This window comes from Brachybacterium sp. JB7 (assembly GCF_003335205.1).
Taxonomy (GTDB): domain Bacteria; phylum Actinomycetota; class Actinomycetes; order Actinomycetales; family Dermabacteraceae; genus Brachybacterium; species Brachybacterium alimentarium.
Map to the genome: position 1 here is coordinate 171,827 of NZ_QPGN01000004.1, position 17,259 is coordinate 189,085.

17 protein-coding genes are annotated in these 17,259 nt (G+C 69.9%); 12 read left to right on the top strand and 5 right to left on the bottom strand.

Annotation, left to right across the window (positions count from 1 at the left end; genetic code table 11):
• The first annotated feature begins 1 nt into the window (after position 1).
• The 12 genes from ftsH to CIK81_RS07360 all read left to right on the top strand — a co-directional run bounded on the left by ftsH (position 2) and on the right by CIK81_RS07360 (position 11,287).
• Positions 2-2,116, top strand: coding sequence for an ATP-dependent zinc metalloprotease FtsH (ftsH, locus tag CIK81_RS07305; RefSeq protein ID WP_096166348.1), 2,115 nt, complete (start codon positions 2-4; stop codon positions 2,114-2,116).
• Between the two features lies 1 nt (position 2,117).
• Positions 2,118-2,684 (top strand): GTP cyclohydrolase I FolE, encoded by a 567-nt coding sequence (gene folE, locus CIK81_RS07310; RefSeq protein ID WP_096166349.1) that lies wholly within the window; start codon positions 2,118-2,120, stop codon positions 2,682-2,684.
• A gap of 4 nt (positions 2,685-2,688) precedes the next feature.
• On the top strand, positions 2,689-3,549 hold the full coding sequence (gene folP, locus CIK81_RS07315; RefSeq protein ID WP_096166350.1) for a dihydropteroate synthase: 861 nt from the start codon (positions 2,689-2,691) through the stop codon (positions 3,547-3,549).
• Positions 3,546-4,490 carry a 2-amino-4-hydroxy-6-hydroxymethyldihydropteridine diphosphokinase gene (gene folK, locus CIK81_RS07320; protein ID WP_096166351.1) on the top strand — a complete coding sequence of 315 codons (945 nt, stop codon included), beginning with the start codon at positions 3,546-3,548 and terminating at the stop codon, positions 4,488-4,490. The genes folP and folK overlap by 4 nt, the downstream gene beginning before the upstream one ends.
• Positions 4,487-4,996: a DUF3180 domain-containing protein gene (locus tag CIK81_RS07325; RefSeq protein ID WP_114355576.1), complete on the top strand. Its 510-nt coding sequence runs from the start codon at positions 4,487-4,489 to the stop codon at positions 4,994-4,996. Before folK ends, CIK81_RS07325 begins: the two co-directional genes overlap by 4 nt.
• A gap of 105 nt (positions 4,997-5,101) precedes the next feature.
• Complete coding sequence (locus CIK81_RS07330) at positions 5,102-5,671, top strand: PH domain-containing protein (RefSeq protein ID WP_114355577.1); 570 nt, start codon at positions 5,102-5,104, stop codon at positions 5,669-5,671.
• Positions 5,672-5,685: 14 nt separating this feature from the next.
• On the top strand, positions 5,686-7,323 hold the full coding sequence (locus CIK81_RS07335) for a PH domain-containing protein (RefSeq protein WP_114328820.1): 1,638 nt from the start codon (positions 5,686-5,688) through the stop codon (positions 7,321-7,323).
• Positions 7,320-8,222, top strand: coding sequence for a Rossmann-like and DUF2520 domain-containing protein (locus tag CIK81_RS07340; protein ID WP_096166354.1), 903 nt, complete (start codon positions 7,320-7,322; stop codon positions 8,220-8,222). Before CIK81_RS07335 ends, CIK81_RS07340 begins: the two co-directional genes overlap by 4 nt.
• Entirely contained in the window at positions 8,219-9,106 is an 888-nt protein-coding gene (gene panC, locus CIK81_RS07345; RefSeq protein ID WP_114328785.1) for a pantoate--beta-alanine ligase, read from the top strand. Before CIK81_RS07340 ends, panC begins: the two co-directional genes overlap by 4 nt.
• A 43-nt stretch (positions 9,107-9,149) precedes the next feature.
• Positions 9,150-10,658 (top strand): lysine--tRNA ligase, encoded by a 1,509-nt coding sequence (gene lysS, locus CIK81_RS07350; RefSeq protein ID WP_096166423.1) that lies wholly within the window; start codon positions 9,150-9,152, stop codon positions 10,656-10,658.
• A 1-nt stretch (position 10,659) separates the two neighbouring features.
• Positions 10,660-10,827, top strand: a complete 168-nt coding sequence (locus tag CIK81_RS18335) for a hypothetical protein (protein WP_096166356.1) — start codon at positions 10,660-10,662, stop codon at positions 10,825-10,827.
• 130 nt (positions 10,828-10,957) lie between these two features.
• A complete protein-coding gene (locus CIK81_RS07360; protein WP_096166357.1) occupies positions 10,958-11,287 on the top strand; it encodes an Lsr2 family protein in 330 nt (109 codons plus the stop codon).
• 157 nt (positions 11,288-11,444) lie between these two features.
• Here CIK81_RS07360 and CIK81_RS07365 read toward each other — a convergent pair whose 3' ends face one another.
• The 5 genes from CIK81_RS07365 to CIK81_RS07385 all read right to left on the bottom strand — a co-directional run bounded on the left by CIK81_RS07365 (position 11,445) and on the right by CIK81_RS07385 (position 17,221).
• Positions 11,445-12,416: an aldose 1-epimerase family protein gene (locus tag CIK81_RS07365; RefSeq protein ID WP_114328786.1), complete on the bottom strand. Its 972-nt coding sequence runs from the start codon at positions 12,414-12,416 to the stop codon at positions 11,445-11,447.
• Positions 12,413-13,213: an LUD domain-containing protein gene (locus CIK81_RS07370; protein ID WP_114328788.1), complete on the bottom strand. Its 801-nt coding sequence runs from the start codon at positions 13,211-13,213 to the stop codon at positions 12,413-12,415. The genes CIK81_RS07365 and CIK81_RS07370 overlap by 4 nt, the downstream gene beginning before the upstream one ends.
• Positions 13,210-14,808, bottom strand: coding sequence for a lactate utilization protein B (locus CIK81_RS07375; protein WP_114328790.1), 1,599 nt, complete (start codon positions 14,806-14,808; stop codon positions 13,210-13,212). The genes CIK81_RS07370 and CIK81_RS07375 overlap by 4 nt, the downstream gene beginning before the upstream one ends.
• Complete coding sequence (locus CIK81_RS07380) at positions 14,805-15,590, bottom strand: (Fe-S)-binding protein (protein ID WP_096196953.1); 786 nt, start codon at positions 15,588-15,590, stop codon at positions 14,805-14,807. The genes CIK81_RS07375 and CIK81_RS07380 overlap by 4 nt, the downstream gene beginning before the upstream one ends.
• A gap of 146 nt (positions 15,591-15,736) precedes the next feature.
• Positions 15,737-17,221: a malate:quinone oxidoreductase gene (locus tag CIK81_RS07385; protein WP_096196954.1), complete on the bottom strand. Its 1,485-nt coding sequence runs from the start codon at positions 17,219-17,221 to the stop codon at positions 15,737-15,739.
• Positions 17,222-17,259: the final 38 nt, after the last annotated feature.

The window sequence follows — 17,259 nt, forward strand, 5'->3', positions numbered from 1 at the left end:
TATGGCGGACACCTCCTCCAAGCAGAAGAACACCAAGGGCAGGAAGCGCCGCCCGTTCACGTCGGTGGCGATCTGGATCCTGGTGGCACTGCTGCTGGGCATGGCCCTGTTCTCGCTGTTCGGCCGCGACGGCTACCAGGAGATCGACACCCAGCAGGGTCTCGAGCTGCTCGAGGGCGGCACCGTCGAGCAGGCCAAGATCATCGACGGCAACCAGCAGCGCGTGGACCTCGTCCTGACCGAGGACTTCGTCGACGGCGATGACGACAAGGGCAAGCAGGTCCGCTTCTCGTACGTCAATGCCCGCGGCGCCGATGTCGTGCAGGCGGTCGAGAACGCGGCGCCCGAGAAGGGCTACACCGACGAGATCGCGTCGAGCTCGTGGTGGTCCACCCTGCTGCTGTCGTTCCTCCCGCTCGTGCTCCTGATCGCCGTGTTCTGGTTCCTGATCATGAACGCCCAGGGCGGCGGCGGCAAGGCCATGCAGTTCGGCAAGTCCAAGGCGAAGCTGTTCAACAAGGAGGCCCCCAAGGTCACCTTCGCGGACGTCGCCGGCGCCGAGGAGGCCGTCGAGGAGCTCGACGAGATCAAGCAGTTCCTCGTCGACCCGGGCCGGTACCAGGCCGTGGGCGCCAAGATCCCCAAGGGCGTGCTGCTGTACGGCCCTCCCGGCACCGGCAAGACCCTTCTGGCCAAGGCCGTCGCCGGCGAGGCCAACGTGCCCTTCTACTCGATCTCGGGCTCGGACTTCGTGGAGATGTTCGTGGGCGTCGGCGCCAGCCGCGTGCGCGATCTGTTCTCGACCGCGAAGGAGAACGCCCCGGCGATCATCTTCATCGACGAGATCGACGCTGTCGGCCGTCATCGCGGCGCCGGCATGGGCGGCGGCCACGACGAGCGCGAGCAGACCCTGAACCAGATGCTGGTGGAGATGGACGGGTTCGAGGAGAACCAGAACGTCATCCTCATCGCCGCCACCAACCGCGTGGACATCCTGGATCCCGCCCTCCTGCGCCCGGGGCGGTTCGACCGTCAGATCGGGGTGGAGGCCCCTGACCTCAAGGGCCGCCTGCACATCCTCGGCGTGCACGCCAAGGGCAAGCCGCTCGCGCACGACGTCGACCTCGAGGCCGTCGCCAAGCGCACCATCGGCATGTCCGGCGCAGACCTCGCCAACGTGCTCAACGAGGCCGCGCTGCTGACCGCCCGCTCGGGCAATCAGATCATCGACGACCGTGCTCTGGACGAGGCCATCGACCGCGTGTCCATGGGACCACAGCGCTATTCGAAGGTGATGTCCGATCGCGAGCGCCAGATGACGGCCTACCACGAGGGTGGTCACGCCCTGGTGGCCGCGGCGATGAACAACTCCGCGCCCGTCACCAAGGTGACGATCCTGCCGCGCGGGCGTGCTGGCGGCTACACCATGGTGGTGCCCACCCAGGACCGCAACTACCAGTCGCGCAACGAGCTGCTGGACCGCCTCGCCTACGCGATGGGCGGCTATGCCGTGGAGGAGAGCATCTTCCATGACGTCACCACCGGACCCAGCTCCGACCTGCAGAACGCCACGAAGATCGCCCGCACGATGGTCATGCAGCTCGGTATGAGCGACGCCGTCGGCCAGGTCGCCCTCGCGGGCGAGCAGGACGAGGTCTTCGTGGGCATGCAGCAGGGGCAGGCGCCCCGCTTCAGCGCCGAGACCGCGAGCGTGATCGACCAGGAGGTGCGCCTGCTCCTGGACAATGCGCTGGACGAGGCCTGGTCGGTGATCGTGGAGAACCGTCACGTCCTCGATCGCCTGGTGGAGGAGCTGCTCGAGAAGGAGACCCTGAACGAGCGCGAGCTCTCGGCGATCTTCTCCGACGTCACCAAGCGCCCGCTGCGCGAGGTGTGGCAGTCCAGCCAGGAACGGCCCGCTCTGGCGGCGCCCCAGGCCGGTGCGGCCACGACGGCGACCGGTGCCGAGTCGCATGACGCGGGCGAGCCCCTGCAGCCGAATCCGCCCGAGCTCCCGCATCCCGGAGGGGACGGCCCCGAGATCCCCGGCGCCCCGCACGGCGACGGCACGGGCGAGGGCTACGGCTACGACGGCGGCCCCGGGACGGGGCGCTGAGATGGCCGTCGATCACGCACGGGTGGAGGCGGCCGTCCGGGAGATCCTCGCCGGCATCGGCGAGGATCCGGATCGGGACGGGCTGCTGGACACCCCGGCACGGGTGGCGCGCATGTACTCCGAGGTCTTCGAAGGCCTGGGCCAGGATGCCCACGAGCCGCTGTCGACCACCTTCGACATCGACCACCAGGAGCTCGTCCTGGTGCGCGACATCCGCTTCCACTCGATGTGCGAGCACCACCTGCTGCCGTTCATGGGAACCGCCCACGTCGGGTACATCCCCGACGGCGGGACCGTCACCGGGTTGAGCAAGCTCGCGCGTCTGGTGAATGTCTATGCGCGCCGTCCGCAGGTGCAGGAGCGTCTCACCTTCCAGATCGCCGACGCGCTGATGAGCGAGCTGGGCGCGGCAGGTGCGATCGTCGTCATCGAGGCCGAGCACATGTGCATGTCGATGCGCGGGGTGCGGGCCGAGGGCGCGCGCACCGTCACCAGCGCCGTGCGAGGCATGCTGCGCGAGAGCTCGAGCACCCGGGCCGAGGCCATGAGCCTCATCAACCGGGCGTGATCGCATGAGCTCCACCGCCCGACTGCGCCCGGCGGGCCTCCCTGACTCGCTCGAGTCGGAGGAGACCCTCGTGATGGGTGTGCTGAACGTGACGCCCGATTCGTTCTCCGACGGCGGCGAGCACTTCGCGACGGACGACGCCCTCGCCCACGGCCGCTTGTTGGCGTCCCAGGGTGCGGCGATCATCGACGTGGGCGGCGAGTCCACCCGACCGGGCGCTCCCCGGGTCGATGAGGACGAGGAGCTGCGGCGCGTGATCCCCGTGCTCCGCGGCCTGGCCGATGAGGGCATCGTGACCAGCGTGGACACCATGCGCGCTTCCGTGGCCGTCGCGAGCGTCGAGGCCGGCGCGCTCATCGTCAACGATGTCTCGGCCGGTCGTGCCGATGAGGACATGGGCAGCGAGGTCGCCGGACTGCGCACGGTGCGCGGGACGCCCCCGGTGTTCATCGCGATGCACTGGCGCGGGCACAGCGACGTCATGAACGAGCTGGCCGTCTACGACGACGCCTCCCGCGACAGCGCGACGGAGCTCGAGGACCGCCTGATCGCGCTGCGCGAGGCCGGCGTCGAGGACCGCTTCCTGGTGGCCGATCCCGGACTCGGCTTCTCCAAGACAGGCGAGCAGAACTGGGACGTGCTCGCCGACTGGGACGGCATCGCATCCCACGGGCTGCCGATCCTCATCGGCGCCTCCCGCAAGCGCTTCGTGAGCTCCCTGGGCGTGGACCGCGATGCAGCGACCGCCGCGATCAGCGCCTACAGCGCGGAGCGCGGCGCCTGGGCGGTGCGAGTGCACGACGTCCCCTCCTCCCTCGCCGCGGTCCGCGTCGGCGACAGACTGCGCCGGAGCGCCCGCCGATGAGCACAGCGCACGACAGCACCCACAGCACCCCCCACCGCGCGGACTCCCCGCGCACGCCCGGCGTCCTCGATCTGATCGAGGTGACCGGGATCAGGGCCTGGGGCCGCCACGGTGTGCTCAGCCAGGAGAAGGATCTCGGCCAGCAGTTCGTGGTCGACGTGAGGCTGCACCTGTCCACGGAGCCGGCCGGCCGCACCGATGCGCTCGCGCGCACCGTGAACTACGCCGAGGTCGCTGCCGCCGTCCACGAGGAGATCGGCACCGGCTCCTACGACCTGGTGGAGGCTCTCGCCGAGCGGATCGCGTCCCGGATCCTCACCGAGACGGGCCATCCTCTGGTGCGTCGGGTCGACGTGACGGTGCACAAGCCCTCCGCCCCCGTCGGCCTGCCGGTGGGCGATGTCGCCGTCACGATCACGCGGGACGCGGCACCGGTGGACGCGGTCCTCGCGCTCGGCACCAACCTCGGAGACCGCGAGGCGCACCTCGCCCGGGCGCTCGAGCTGCTCAGCACGACGGACGGCATCGAGGTGGCCTGGACCGGGCCCGTGCTGGAGACCGCCCCCGTGGGAGGGCCCGAGGGCCAGGAGGCCTTCCTGAACTCGGTCATCGGGGTGAGCACGGTGCTGGGTCCGTTCGAGCTGCTCGACGCCGCCCGCCGAGCCGAGCGCGATGCGCACCGGGAGCGCCTGGTCCGCTGGGGCCCGCGCACGCTGGACGTCGACGTCATCACCTACGGCACCAGTCTCAGCGACGACGAGGAGCTGACCCTTCCGCACCCGCGCGCCCACGAGCGTGCCTTCGTGCTGGCCCCCTGGCACGCCGCCCGCGCGGAGGCGGCGCTGCCCGGCCGCGGGCCGGTCTCCGATCTCCTGGAGCTGGCCGCGGACCGCGACGGTCTGCGCGCGGGCCCGACGATCCCGGGATTCGACCGTCCGTGAGACCTCTCAACGTGCCGATCCTCCTGCTGATCCTCGTGGTCGGCGCAGGTTTCGGCGCCCAACTGCTCGAGACCCTCTCCACCCGCGGATACACCCTCCCGATCGCCGGATGGCTGACCACCCTGGTGCTGCTCATCCTGGCCGGGGTGCTGCTGATCTACGGGATCCCGCTGCGCCGGTACATGCTCGAGAGCGAGGAGCGGCGAACGCATCCGAGCCTGGCTCCGCGTCGGCACCAGATCGATCTGCCCACGGCGTTCCGCACCGTCATGCTCGCGCGGGCCTGCGCCTACACCGGAGCGGTGGTCGGAGGGATCTTCACCGGGCAGGCGCTGTTCCTGCTCGTCACCGGCACCGGGGACCTGCTCGGTGCCACCCTGCCCACGGGCACGGCCGCGGTGGCCGGGCTCGCCCTCGGCGTGCTCGGCGTGGTCGTCGAGCGCTGGGGTCAGCTGCCCCCGGACGACGGCGAGGGCTCCGGCGAGGAGGCCGGCGCGAGCCGCTGACTCCCGGTGCGCTCCGTGGGTCGACGTGACCTCCGACGTTCGGCGGGGGTGTCCGTCCACCCTCGGCGAAGCGCCGTCGCGGCATGAAGTGACACGATGGCTACCATGACTTCCGCGCCCGAATCTCCCGAGCGATCAGCCCACCCTCTGCACGTCGTCCCCGACGAGCCGGAGATCCAACGTGCACCAGGGGCCCGGCTCGGCGCCGACGGCCTGCGCACCGTCTCGCCACGGCTGGTGCCCGCACGCTACGTCGCGTCGATCGTGGGCTATGCGATCTGGGTGCTCATGATCGCCGGAGCGATCGTCGCCGCGGCGCTGACCGGTTGGTGGTGGCTCTCCTTGCTCGGACTGGTCCCGCTGGTCATCCTGCTGCAGAGCATCCTGCTCACCCCGCGTCGGGTGCGGGCGATCGGATACCTCGACGCGGAGGAGGATCTCACGATCGCCAGCGGCATCATGTTCCGCAAGGTGCAGACGATCCCGTACGGGCGCGTGCAGTCGGTGAAGATCGACGAGGGCCCGGTGGATCGCCGGTACGGCCTCGCGAAGCTCACCGTGACCACTGCCGCCGCCGTCTCCAGCGTCGTGCTGCCGGGCCTGCCCAAGCAGGAGGCCGAACGGCTGCGGGCGATGCTGACCGAGCGCGGCATCGAGACCATGGCCGCCCTGTGAACACGCCCGACGCAGTGAATCCTTCGGAGGCGGAGAACGGTCCCGAGGCGCCGAACGCCCCCGGCGCGGAGCTTGCCCCCGAGACGCCGCGCCGCCGCACCCATCCGATCACTCCTCTGGTGACCGGGTGGAAGATCGTGGTCGCCATCGTCGCCGTGGTCTCCGCGCAGAACATCGCCCGGCTCGTCAACGACTTCTCCGTGTCCAAGGCGCTCATCGGAGCCGGCGTGATCCTCGCCGCAGTCGTGATCGCCATCGTGCTGTCGGCGATCAGCTGGTGGTTCATGACCTATGCGGTCGATGAGGAGGGGGTGTCCCTGCATACCGGCGTGATCAGCAAATCGCGTGAGTACGCACCCCGGGCCCGCATCGAATCGGTCTCTGTCGAGCGCCCGCTGCTCGCCCGGCTGCTGGGGCTCGCGAAGGTGCGGGTCGAGATCGCCGGGGGCGGGGAGTCGTACCTCGACATCGAGTACGTGAAGTCCGCCGACGCCGAGCAGCTGCGTCAGCGCATCCTCGGCGTCGCCGCCCGTGCCCGGACTCCTGAGGGCGAGAGCCCTGATCAGTCGGAAGGGGCCGCGGCCGACGCCCCGCAGGCCGACCGCGACGCGGCGCACCGGACCGAGGGGACCCACGAGACCAGTACGGTCGACGGCACCGGCGAGGACGCGCCGGGAGCGCTGCAGAAGCTCCTCTACGACGGGGTGACCGACGGCGACATGATCGCCACGATCCCCACCGGTCGGCTGGTGCGCTCGCTCGTGCGCGATCTGGGATTCCTCGTCGGCATCGTCATGAGCATCCTCGGGCTGGGCGTGGCGATCGGGCTCGGGATCTGGACGGACGGCTTCTCCTTCGCGATGATCATCGCCCTGGCCCCGGCAGCGTTCACAGTGCTGAAGTACGTCTTCGGCAAGATCGAATCCGGGTGGGGCTTCGTCTCCCGGGACACCGACCGCGGCCTGCGCATGCGCCGCGGCCTGGCCAACACCCGCACCGACAACATCGCCTCGGGACGCGTCCAGCGCTTCTCGGTCCGTCGGCCGCTGCTGTGGCGCACACCCGACTGGACGGCGGTGACCGTGACGGTCGCCGGTATCGATGACGATGACGAGAACGGTGCCCAGAGCGTGCTGCCCGTCGGCACGCGCGAGGAGCTCGGCGCCACGCTCGGCCACCTCGCGGCCCCGCTGGGGACCGACGACGACCTCGCCGCCCTCGAGCACCTGCTCACCGCGAAGGCGCGGGAGATCCACGGGATCCGGACCCCCGCCCGGCTGTTCTGGATCTCCCGACGCACGGACGTCACCGTGCTGCTTCCCGGCGCGCTGATCCATCGCAGCGGCATCCTGACCAGGACCGTGGAGATCGTGCCCCGCGAACGGATCCAGCAGACCACGCTCAGCGAAGGTCCGCTCAGCCGTCGGCTCGGTGTGCTCGACCTCGCGGTGCACGTGGCGGGGGAGGACCTGCACATCTCTGCGATCCCCCTGCAGGATGCCCTCGCCCTCCACGGGACCCTGGCCCGCGACGCACGGACGCTGCGCCGCTACCGGGATCGCGAGCAGTGGCCGCAGCCGATCCTCGGCCGATCCTCGACCGCTCCGCACACGTCCCATACCGCTCCGCACACGTCCCAGGAGGACCGATGAACGCACCCCGGCTCGGCATCGGCGTGATCGGGGCCGGCCGTGTCGGCGCGGTCCTGGCGGCGGCGCTGCGCGCCGAGGGCCACGCGATCACCGGTGCCTACGCGGTGTCCGACGCCTCTCGGGACCGGGCCGCGGACCTGCTGCCCGGGGTGCCCCTGCTCGGGGTGCCCGAGATCGTCGAACGCAGCGAGATGCTCCTGCTGGCCGTTCCCGATGACCAGCTGGGGCCCCTCGCCGCAGGCATCGCCGCGACCGGCCTCTCTCCCGGAGGGCAGCTCGCCGTGCACACCTCCGGGCTCCACGGCATCGAGGTGCTCGCACCGCTCGCCGAGGTCGGATGCGCGCCGCTGGCCATTCATCCGGCGATGACCTTCACCGGAACCCGGGCCGACCTGTCCCGGCTGATCGGCTGCCCGATGGCGATCACCGCAGCGGACACCTTCCTCCCCGTCGCGGGGGCGCTCGTGGTCGAGCTCGGAGGCGATCCGGAGGTGCTCGCCGAGGGCGACCGTCCTCTCTACCACGCCTCCCTCGCCCACGCCGCGAATCACCTGGTGGTGCTGGTGGATCAGGCGCGTGAGGCCCTCGCACGGATCGGCATCGCCGATCCTGGCGCCTATCTGCGGCCCTTGCTGGAGGCCTCGCTGGACGAGTCGCTGCGCCACGGCGCCCGCGCGCTCACCGGCCCCGTCATGCGCGGGGACGCGGGAACCGTCGCCACCCACCTCGAGGCGCTCGAGGACCTTGATACGACCGACGCCTCCGGAGTGCGCGGAGACACGACGGACACCTACCGCGCACTGGCGCTGGCCGCGCTGTCCCGTGCGAAGATCCCCGAGAGCAGCCGGGCCCGGATCCGCGGACTGCTCGAGGAGAACCCGCCCAGGGAGGACGCATGATCACGACACCGCAGGCCGCACGCCCTGCCGGCGACGGGCCGGACCGGACCACCACGCTGATCACCACCAAGACCGAGCTGCGCGCGCGGCGAGCCGAACTCGAGGGCACCGTCGCCGCGGTCTTCACCATGGGGGCGCTGCACGAGGGGCACCTGGCATTGGTCGCCCGCGCCAGGGAGCTCGCCGATCACGTGCTCCTCACCGACTTCGTCAATCCCCTGCAGTTCGGACCCGGCGAGGACTACGAGGCCTATCCCCGCGACCTCGACGCCGACCTCGCCGTCGTCGACGGCCTGGTCGACCTGGTCTTCGCCCCCGCCGTCGAGGAGATGTATCCGGTGCTGCCGCCGACCGTCTCGGTGACTGCGGGACGGGCGGGCACGATCCTCGAGGGAGCCGCCCGTCCAGGACATTTCGACGGTGTGGTCACCGTCGTCACCAAGCTCCTGCAGCTGACCTCCCCGCAGCTGGCCGTCTTCGGACGCAAGGATGCCCAGCAGCTCGCGATCATCCAGCGGCTGGTCGCCGACCTCGATCTGCCGGTGCGGATCGAACCCGTCGAGATCCACCGGGAGGCGAGCGGACTGGCCCGCTCCAGCCGCAACGCCTACCTCTCCGATCAGGGCCGGGAGCAGGCCCTCGCCCTGTCCCGCACGATCGCTGCGGCCCGGGACGCAGCGCCCTCGGCAGCAGCCGTCCGCCGGGCGCTGGTCGCCGCCGTCGACCGGGCGGAGATCGACTGGGACTACGCCCTGGCGCTGGATCCCGCGACTCTCGAGGAGATCACCGCGGACCACCGGGGAGAGGTGCTCGTCGTGCTTGCCGGGCGCGTCGAGGACGTCAGACTGCTGGATGCGGCTGTGGTGGTGGCGACAGCGGACTGACCGGACCAGCAGATCCTCGGGGAGTGATGAGAGAATGCGGACCATGAGTGAGAACGCACCTGCCCTCGACCCCACGGACACCTCCGACCAGGTAGCGGTCCGCAAGTCCAAGCGGGAGCGGCTGCTGGAACGCGGGGAGGAGGCCTACCCGGTCTCGGTCCCCGTCACGACCACGATCGCCGAGGTCCGCGCGTCCTACGGCCATCTCGAGGCCGGCCAGGAGACCGAGGACCGCGTCGGCGTCGCCGGCCGTGTCGTGTTCCAGCGCAACACCGGCAAGCTCGCCTTCGTCACCCTGCAGGACGGCGCCGGTGAGCGCCTGCAGATCATGGCGTCGCTCGCGGAGATCGGCGAGCAGCGGCTGGCGGACCTCAAGGCCGATGTCGACCTGGGGGACCACGTCTTCTTCCACGGCCGGGTCGGTGCCTCGCGCCGCGGGGAGCTCAGCGTCTTCGCCGAGACCTGGCGAATGGCCGCGAAGGCCGTGCGCCCCCTTCCGGTGCTCCACGCGGAGCTGTCCGAGGAATCCCGCGTGCGTCATCGCTACGTCGACCTCATCGTGCGCCAGCAGGCCCGAGACGCGGTGCGCCAGCGCGCCGAGGTGATGCACTCGCTGCGCGAATCGTTCCGCGAGCGCGATTTCGTCGAGGTCGAGACCCCGATGCTCCAGGTGATCCCCTCGGGCGCCGCGGCACGCCCGTTCGTCACCCATATGAATGCCTTCGATCTCGATCTGTATCTGCGAATCGCTCCTGAGCTGTTCCTGAAGAGGGCCGCCGTGGGCGGTCTCGAGCGGGTGTTCGAGGTCAATCGCAACTTCCGCAACGAAGGCGCAGATTCCACGCATTCGCCGGAGTTCGCGATGCTCGAGGCATACCAGGCCTACGGCGATTACGACACGATCGCGGACCTCACGCAGACGCTGATCCAGGAGGCCGCCCAGCGTGCCACCGGTTCCCAGCAGGTCACTCTTGCGGATGGTTCGGAGTACGACTTCTCCGGGGAATGGAAGAAGATCACGGTCTACGGCTCCCTCTCGGAATCCCTCGGCGAGGAGATCACCCCCGAGACGACTCCGGAAAAGCTGCGCGAGATCGCCCGGTCGCTCGACCTCGACCTGGAGCACCCGAAGTTCGGTCACGGGAAGCTGGTCGAGGAGCTCTTCGAGAACCGTGTGGGCGATCACCTCTACGAGCCCACGTTCGTGCGCGACTTCCCGGTCGAGACCAGCCCCTTGGTGCGTGCCCACCGCAGCACTCCCGGAGTGGTCGAGAAGTGGGACCTGTACGTGCGCGGCTTCGAGCTCGGCACCGGCTACTCCGAGCTGGTCGACCCCGTCATCCAGCGCGAGCGCTTCGCCCAGCAGGCCGGCCTCGCCGAGCAGGGCGACGACGAGGCGATGCTCCTGGACGAGGACTTCCTCGAGGCCATGGAATACGCACTGCCCCCGACGGGCGGCATGGGAATGGGAGTGGATCGACTGCTCATGGCGCTCACGGGACTCGGCATCCGCGAGACCATCCTCTTCCCGCTCGTGAAGCCGGAGGCCTGAGATGGATTCAGGATTCTGGTTCGAGGCCGGCGCATTGCTGCCATCCATCGGCGTGGGCCTGCTGTTCTGGTTCGTGATGCGTGCCGTGCTGCGCGCGGACCGACGGGAACGAGAGGCCCAGCGCCAGGCGGAGCAGGAATACCGGGACCTTCGCGCCTCCGAAGAATAGAAGTATCGCTCGGTACACATTTTCTGCGACGGATTGATATTCGTTCATTTCCCGTGGATACTGGGCGTCGATCGCGATCTGTACACCGGACCGCGCACCCGAGATACCCAGACCAATGAGGGAGCATCCCATGGCACGGAAGACCTATGTGGAGCTCGTCGACGATATCGACGGCGACAAGGCATCGCAGACCGTGAGCTTCTCGGTCGATGGCGTCGACTACGAGATCGACCTGTCCGACCAGAACGCCGAGAAGTTCCGCGAGGAGCTCGGTGGATGGATCGCCAAGTCGCGTCGTGTCGGAGGCCGTCGCAGCCGCGGCACCGCAGCCCGCGCCGGCGGCCCGAACGATTCCGCACGGATCCGCGAGTGGGCCCGGAGCGCGGGCTACGAGGTCCCGGATCGTGGCCGCATCTCCGGCACGATCCGCAAGGCATACGAGGACGCCCACGCGAAGTGATCGCGCAGTTCCCGCCGGGGATCGACCTCCCCGTCTGAGAAGAGCCCGTCGCCAGCAATGGCGACGGGCTCTTCTGCTGCGGGCTCCTCGTACCAGGGCTCCGGTGGGGTCACCAGGCCGTGGCCATGGGGCCGGGTCCGGGGGGGACCGGGCCGGGTCACCAGCCCCGGATGGACCACGCGGCCTCGTGCTGCAGTCCAGGGCTGAGGCGCACCACGTCGGTACCGCTGCGGAAGGCATCGGGCGGGCAGGTCATCGGTTCGACGGCGAGCCCGAGACGGTTCTGCTCCGGCTCCGGCCGATCCGCGGTGTGGATCTGCAGCCACGGGCACTCCTCCCCGGCCGTGAGCTCGACGCCGGTGCCGCCGGGCGCCGTGACGGAGACGGTCAGATGGCCGTCCTGGTCCCGTCCGAGGCCGGTGAAGGCATGGTCGATGAACTGTGACCCGATGACACGTGCGGAGCGGAAGTCGAAGTCGCTGCCGGGCGCGACCGGCTCGGTCCCCGTGGGGAGCAGACGGTCCTCGGTGACGGTCAGCACGGTGCCGGCCTCGACCTGGAGGGACCAATCGTCCAGCGGCTCCGGACCCGCGACCAGGTACGGATGCGGGCACACCCCGTAGGGGGCGTCGCGGTGTCCGATGTTGCGGGCGGTGACGGTCGTGGTCAGGCCGGACTGCGGGTCCAGCGCATGCCGGACCGTCAGCTCCAGGTGGAACGGGTACCCGGGGGAGGGGAACAGCTCGGTGCGCAGCTGGACCGCCTCTGTCGTGGTGGACACGGGGGAGAAGGGCTGGAAGGACACCAGACCGTGCAGGGCGTTTCCTCGCTCGGGCTCGGTGAGTGCGGCCTGGATCTGCTCGCCGTCCCAGGTGTAGGCGCCGTCCCCGATGCGGTTGGGCCACGGGGCGACGATCGCGCCCCGGTAGAACTGGATCGGTCCCTGTTCCGGGTTGCGGACCAGCAGATCCCGGCCGGAGACGGTCAGGGACTCGAGCACGGCGCCCACGGCGGAGACCTCGGCGCGGTACGTCCCCGCGGTGAGGGTGAACAGCTCTCCGCGGTCGCGGCCGACGTCGGCCCCCGTGGCGTCCGGGGCAGGGATACCGGTGGGCTCGTACTCGTTCATGCGGTCTTCTCCTGGGTGGGGTTCGTCGAGGAGCGCTTCGCCGTCGGCTTCCGCGCGGAGGCCTTCTTCACGGCCGCTTCGGCCTCGGCCTCGGGATCCGGTTCCGGCTCGATGAGCACGATGTCGAGCCTGCGCGGGCCATGGACGCCCTCGACCCGGCTGAGCTCGATGTCGCTGGTCGCGCTCGGCCCGGAGACCATCGTCCAGGCCGCCCGCGGATCCTCGGCCATGCGTTCGATCGCCTTGGGGACGCCCAGCACCACCTGGTCCTCCTCGACCACCACGACGTGATGATCGGGGACCAGGGTGATCACCCGGCGACCGCCGATGCCGTCCGCGCGCAGCACGAGGGTGCCGGTTAGGGCGATCGCGGTATGGCAGCCGGTGAGCACGGCATCGATGTCGTCGAGCTCGCGAGGGCCGGCGGTCCCGTCGTCCTGGGAGACGTCGGCCGTCACCGATGAGGTCCAGGCCTCGGGCAGCTCGGGCGGCACGATCACGCGGGCGGCGTCGCCGAGCGCCTCGGCGATCACCGCGGCTGCGCCGTCGGCCGTGGTGCGGTGCACGACGGCGGTGTAGTCCTCCAGGCGCTGCACGAGCACGTCGCGCACCTTCCCGCGGTCGGTGGAGACCTCCTGCTTGTCGTCGGCCCGCTGGTAGGCGCGGGGCACGTCCTCGGCATCGGTGACCTCGTCGCGGCGCGGGACCGCGAGCGCGGAGCGCACCCTGGCGAGGATCTCGTCCTTGGCGCTCACACCGGGGGTGCGAGCGGGGCGCTCGTCCGTCCAGTCGCTCATGCCTGCTCCTCGTCCGTGGCGGGGCCGTCTGCGGCAGCATCGGGGCCGCCCGTGCGCGAGTCGCTGCTCGGCGAGTCGGGGTTCTTGCCTCGGTCCCGCTCCCGGGCGTCCCACCAGCTGCGGAAGGACGTGCCGGGCTTGGGCAGGTCGCGGTGGTCGGTCCAGCCCGGAACCAGCGGAAGCATGCCGGGGAGCTTGCCGATGTTGTCCCCGGGCAGCACCTTCGACAGCGGCCCGGCCGAGCGCACCGCCTTGTCGTAGGCGCGCGGGGAGCTCATCAGCTTGCTCGCGCCCTTCATCGCCACGTCCCAGGTGCCGCGGAACTGTCCCGAGGTCTCACGGCGCTGATCGACGTCCTCTGCGCGCATGTGCACCAGGATCTTGGGGATGTCGATCTTCACCGGGCACACGTCGTAGCAGGCGCCGCAGAGGCTCGAGGCATAGGGCAGCGACGTGTTCGGGTCATCCGGACCGTGCATCCCCGTCATCTGCGGCGAGAGGATCGCACCGATGGGGCCGGGATAGGTGGAGCCGTAGGCATGGCCGCCGGTGCGCTCGTAGACCGGGCACACGTTCAGGCAGGCCGAGCAGCGGATGCAGTGCAGCGCGCTGCGGCCTTCGGGGTCCTCGAGGACGGCGCTGCGACCGTTGTCCAGCAGCACCAGGTGGAACTCCTGCGGTCCGTCACCCTCGGTGACGCCTGTGAACAGCGTCGTGTACGGGTTCATCCGCTCTCCGGTGGAGGAGCGGGGCAGCAGCTGCAGGAAGACCTCGAGATCCTGGAAGGACGGGACGATCTTCTCGATCCCGACCACGGAGATCAGGGTCCTGGGCAGTGTGAGGCACATGCGGCCGTTGCCCTCGGACTCGACGACCACCATCGTGCCGGTGTCGGCGACGGCGAAGTTCGCCCCCGAGATGGCGACCCCTCCGGGGAGATCCAGGAACTTCTCGCGCAGGAAGCGGCGGGAGGCCTCCGCCAGTGCGGCGGGATCATCGGTGATGTCCGGGTCGATGTCCGGCATGGACCGCAGGAAGATGTCCCGGATCTCCGCGCGGTTGCGGTGGATGGCCGGGACCAGGATGTGGCTGGGGGTGTCTCCGGCGAGCTGCACGATGAGCTCGGCGAGGTCGGACTCGATCGCGTGGATGCCCGCGTGGGCAAGGGTCTCGTTGAGCCCGATCTCCTGGGTCGCCATCGACTTGACCTTGAGCACCTCCTGCGCATCGCGCTCGAGGGCCAGACGGGTGACGATCTCCCCGGCCTCGTCGGCATCGCGGGCCCAGTGCACCACGCCGCCGGCGGCGGTCACGGAGTCCTCGAGCTGCTCCAGCAGCTCCGGGAGATGATCGGTGACCTGCCATTTCAGGGCACTGCCGGCGTTGCGCAGCTTCTGCCAGTCCCGCACCTCGCGGACTGCGGAGGCGCGCTTGGTCTGGATGGTGGCGGTGGCATGGCGCAGGTTGCCGCGCAGAGTCTCGTCGCCGAGCTCCGAGCGGGCGGCGTCCGGGAACGACTGCGTTCCGCGCAGGTTCGAGGAGGGCGAGGCATGCTGGGGTCGGATGGACGGGATGCCGAGGTCGACGGTGCTCATGAGGCTCTCCCCAAGATGGTCTGCGAGGGCACGAAGGGCTCCTCCCGGGTGGAGGCGAGGATCTGGGCGAGGTGCACCGACTGCGGTGCAGCGCCGTTGCGACGCAGCTTGCCGCCGATGTTCATCAGGCACGAGGCATCGCCGGCGACCACGAACTCGGCGCCGGTGGAGACCACGTTCGCGGCCTTGTCGGTCACCATCGCGTCGGACGTGGCGTCGTTCTTCACCGAGAAGGTGCCGCCGAACCCGCAGCAGGTGTCGGACTCGGGGAGGTTCCGGACCTCGATCCCCTCGACGGCCCGCAGCAGCTTCACGGGGCGGGCGCCGACCTTGAGCACCCGCATCGAGTGGCAGGTCGGGTGATAGGTGACGCTGTGGGGGAAGTAGGCGCCGACATCGGTCACCTTGAGCACGTCCACGAGCAGCTCGGAGAGCTCGTACGTCTTCGCGGAGACGGCGGCGGCGCGCTCCTCGAGCTCGCTGTCGCCCTCGTGCTGAGCGACCAGCTGGTGCTGATCGCGCACACAGCCCGCGCAGGACCCCGACGGCATCACGATCGCGTCGATGCTGTCCAGCGATGGCTCGTAGGTGTCCACGAAGCTGCGCACCACGGGGGCGGCCTCCGTGTAGTAGCCGGTGTTGGTGTGCATCTGCCCGCAGCAGGTCTGCCGCTTGTCGAACACGACCTCGTGGCCGAGCCGCTCCAGCAGGGTCACGGTGGCCCGGGCGACGTCCGGCGCCATCACGTCCACCAAGCACGTGGTCATCAGCGAGATGCGCATCCGCCGTCCTTCTTTCCTGGTCGTCTTCCCGGCCGACGTCCTGGTCGGCCTGGTCCTGCTCGATCGGGGTGTCCTGCGGTGAACCGCCGGGCCTGCCGGCGACGGACGGGCCGTCGGCCTCCCGGACAGGAAGCCGACGACGCCGCTCAGGGGTGCTCGAGCCCCAGCGAGTGCGCCGTCGCCTCGAGGGAGCGGTGCGCGGCGTCGGGATCGTCGTTCAGCGAGGTGCCCCAGCTGGGGACCATCTGCGAGATCGTCGGGCGCCAGCCCTCGATGCGGTCGGGGAACATGCGCTCGAGCAGGTTGAGCATGATGCTCGTCGCGGTCGAGGCGCCCGGGGACGCGCCCAGCATGCCGCTGATGGAGCCGTCCTCCGCGCTGATCAGCTGCGTGCCGAACTGCAGGACTCCGTGCTTGGTGGCATCAGGGGCGATGACCTGGACGCGCTGACCCGCGGTGACCTCCTCCCAATCGGCGTCGACGGCGGAGGGCATGTACTCCAGCAGCGCCTCGAAGCGCTGGTGCCTGGTCGCCGCGACCTGGGAGATCAGGTACACCATGAGATCCAGGTTCGGCGGGGCGACCGCCATCATCTGGGTGAGGTTGGAGGGCTTCACCGACGCGAACAGGTCGGTGTAGCTGCCGGACTTGAGGAACTTCGGGGACCACCCCGCGTACGGCCCGAACATGAGCGAGCGCTTGCCGTCGACGTGACGGGTGTCGAGGTGGGGAACGCTCATCGGCGGCGCGCCGACGGCGGCCTTGCCGTACACCTTCGCATCGTGACGGGCGATCACGTCGGGGTTCGTGCAGCGCAGCCACTGGCCGGAGATCGGGAACCCGCCGAAACCGCGGATCTCGTCGATACCGGACTTCTGGAGCAGCGTGAGAGCCGCGCCGCCCGCGCCGACGAAGACCTTCGGTGCCCGGACCACCTGGATCGAACCATCGGTCGTGGAGCGCACCATGACGCCCCAGTCCGTGCCCATCCGGCGCAGATCGATGACCTCGGAACCGGTCGCGACCGTAGTGCCGCCGCGGCCGGAGAAGTCCAGCAGCTGATTGGTCAGCGCTCCGAAGTCCACATCGGTGCCGTCGGGCGAATAGGTCGCGGCGATCGTCTCCGTGACGGGACGGCCCTCGGTGACCAGCGGTGCCCACTCCTCGAGCTTCGCGTGCTCGGTGGTGAACTCCATACGGTCGAACAGCGGGTTCGCGGTCAGCGCCTCATGGCGGCGACGCAGGTAGTCCACGCTCTCCATCCCGTGCACGAAGCTCATGTGCGGCACGGAGTTGATGAAGGAGGAGGGGTCCCCGATGCGGTCGTTCTCGACCAGGTGCGACCAGAACTGCCGGGACACCTGGAACTGCTCGTTGATGGTGATCGCCTTGTGGGGGCTGACCGATCCGTCGACGTCCTGCGGGGTGTAGTTGAGCTCGCACAGTGCGCTGTGACCGGTGCCGGCGTTGTTCCAGCCGTCACTGGACTCCAGGCCCAGCTGGTCGAGCTTCTCGAGCACGACGATGTGCCAATCCGGTTCGAGCTCGGTGAGCATCGCGGCGAGTGTGGCGCTCGCGATCCCGCCGCCGATCAGCACTGCGTCAGCACGGGTCACGTCCAGGTCTGCCATGTTTCTCCGTTCAAGCGGTCTCGGGGCGCACCGGTGCG

Bases quoted from the DNA above. Each gene is read 5' to 3' on its own strand.
- ftsH (WP_096166348.1), top strand. From the start codon at position 2: ATGGCGGACACCTCCTCCAAGCAGAAGAACACCAAGGGCAGGAAGCGC.
- folE (WP_096166349.1), top strand. From the start codon at position 2,118: ATGGCCGTCGATCACGCACGGGTGGAGGCGGCCGTCCGGGAGATCCTC.
- folP (WP_096166350.1), top strand. From the start codon at position 2,689: ATGAGCTCCACCGCCCGACTGCGCCCGGCGGGCCTCCCTGACTCGCTC.
- folK (WP_096166351.1), top strand. From the start codon at position 3,546: ATGAGCACAGCGCACGACAGCACCCACAGCACCCCCCACCGCGCGGAC.
- CIK81_RS07330 (WP_114355577.1), top strand. From the start codon at position 5,102: ATGACTTCCGCGCCCGAATCTCCCGAGCGATCAGCCCACCCTCTGCAC.
- CIK81_RS07340 (WP_096166354.1), top strand. From the start codon at position 7,320: ATGAACGCACCCCGGCTCGGCATCGGCGTGATCGGGGCCGGCCGTGTC.
- panC (WP_114328785.1), top strand. From the start codon at position 8,219: ATGATCACGACACCGCAGGCCGCACGCCCTGCCGGCGACGGGCCGGAC.
- lysS (WP_096166423.1), top strand. From the start codon at position 9,150: ATGAGTGAGAACGCACCTGCCCTCGACCCCACGGACACCTCCGACCAG.
- CIK81_RS18335 (WP_096166356.1), top strand. From the start codon at position 10,660: ATGGATTCAGGATTCTGGTTCGAGGCCGGCGCATTGCTGCCATCCATC.
- CIK81_RS07360 (WP_096166357.1), top strand. From the start codon at position 10,958: ATGGCACGGAAGACCTATGTGGAGCTCGTCGACGATATCGACGGCGAC.
- CIK81_RS07365 (WP_114328786.1), bottom strand. From the start codon at position 12,416: ATGAACGAGTACGAGCCCACCGGTATCCCTGCCCCGGACGCCACGGGG.
- CIK81_RS07370 (WP_114328788.1), bottom strand. From the start codon at position 13,213: ATGAGCGACTGGACGGACGAGCGCCCCGCTCGCACCCCCGGTGTGAGC.
- CIK81_RS07375 (WP_114328790.1), bottom strand. From the start codon at position 14,808: ATGAGCACCGTCGACCTCGGCATCCCGTCCATCCGACCCCAGCATGCC.
- CIK81_RS07380 (WP_096196953.1), bottom strand. From the start codon at position 15,590: ATGCGCATCTCGCTGATGACCACGTGCTTGGTGGACGTGATGGCGCCG.
- CIK81_RS07385 (WP_096196954.1), bottom strand. From the start codon at position 17,221: ATGGCAGACCTGGACGTGACCCGTGCTGACGCAGTGCTGATCGGCGGC.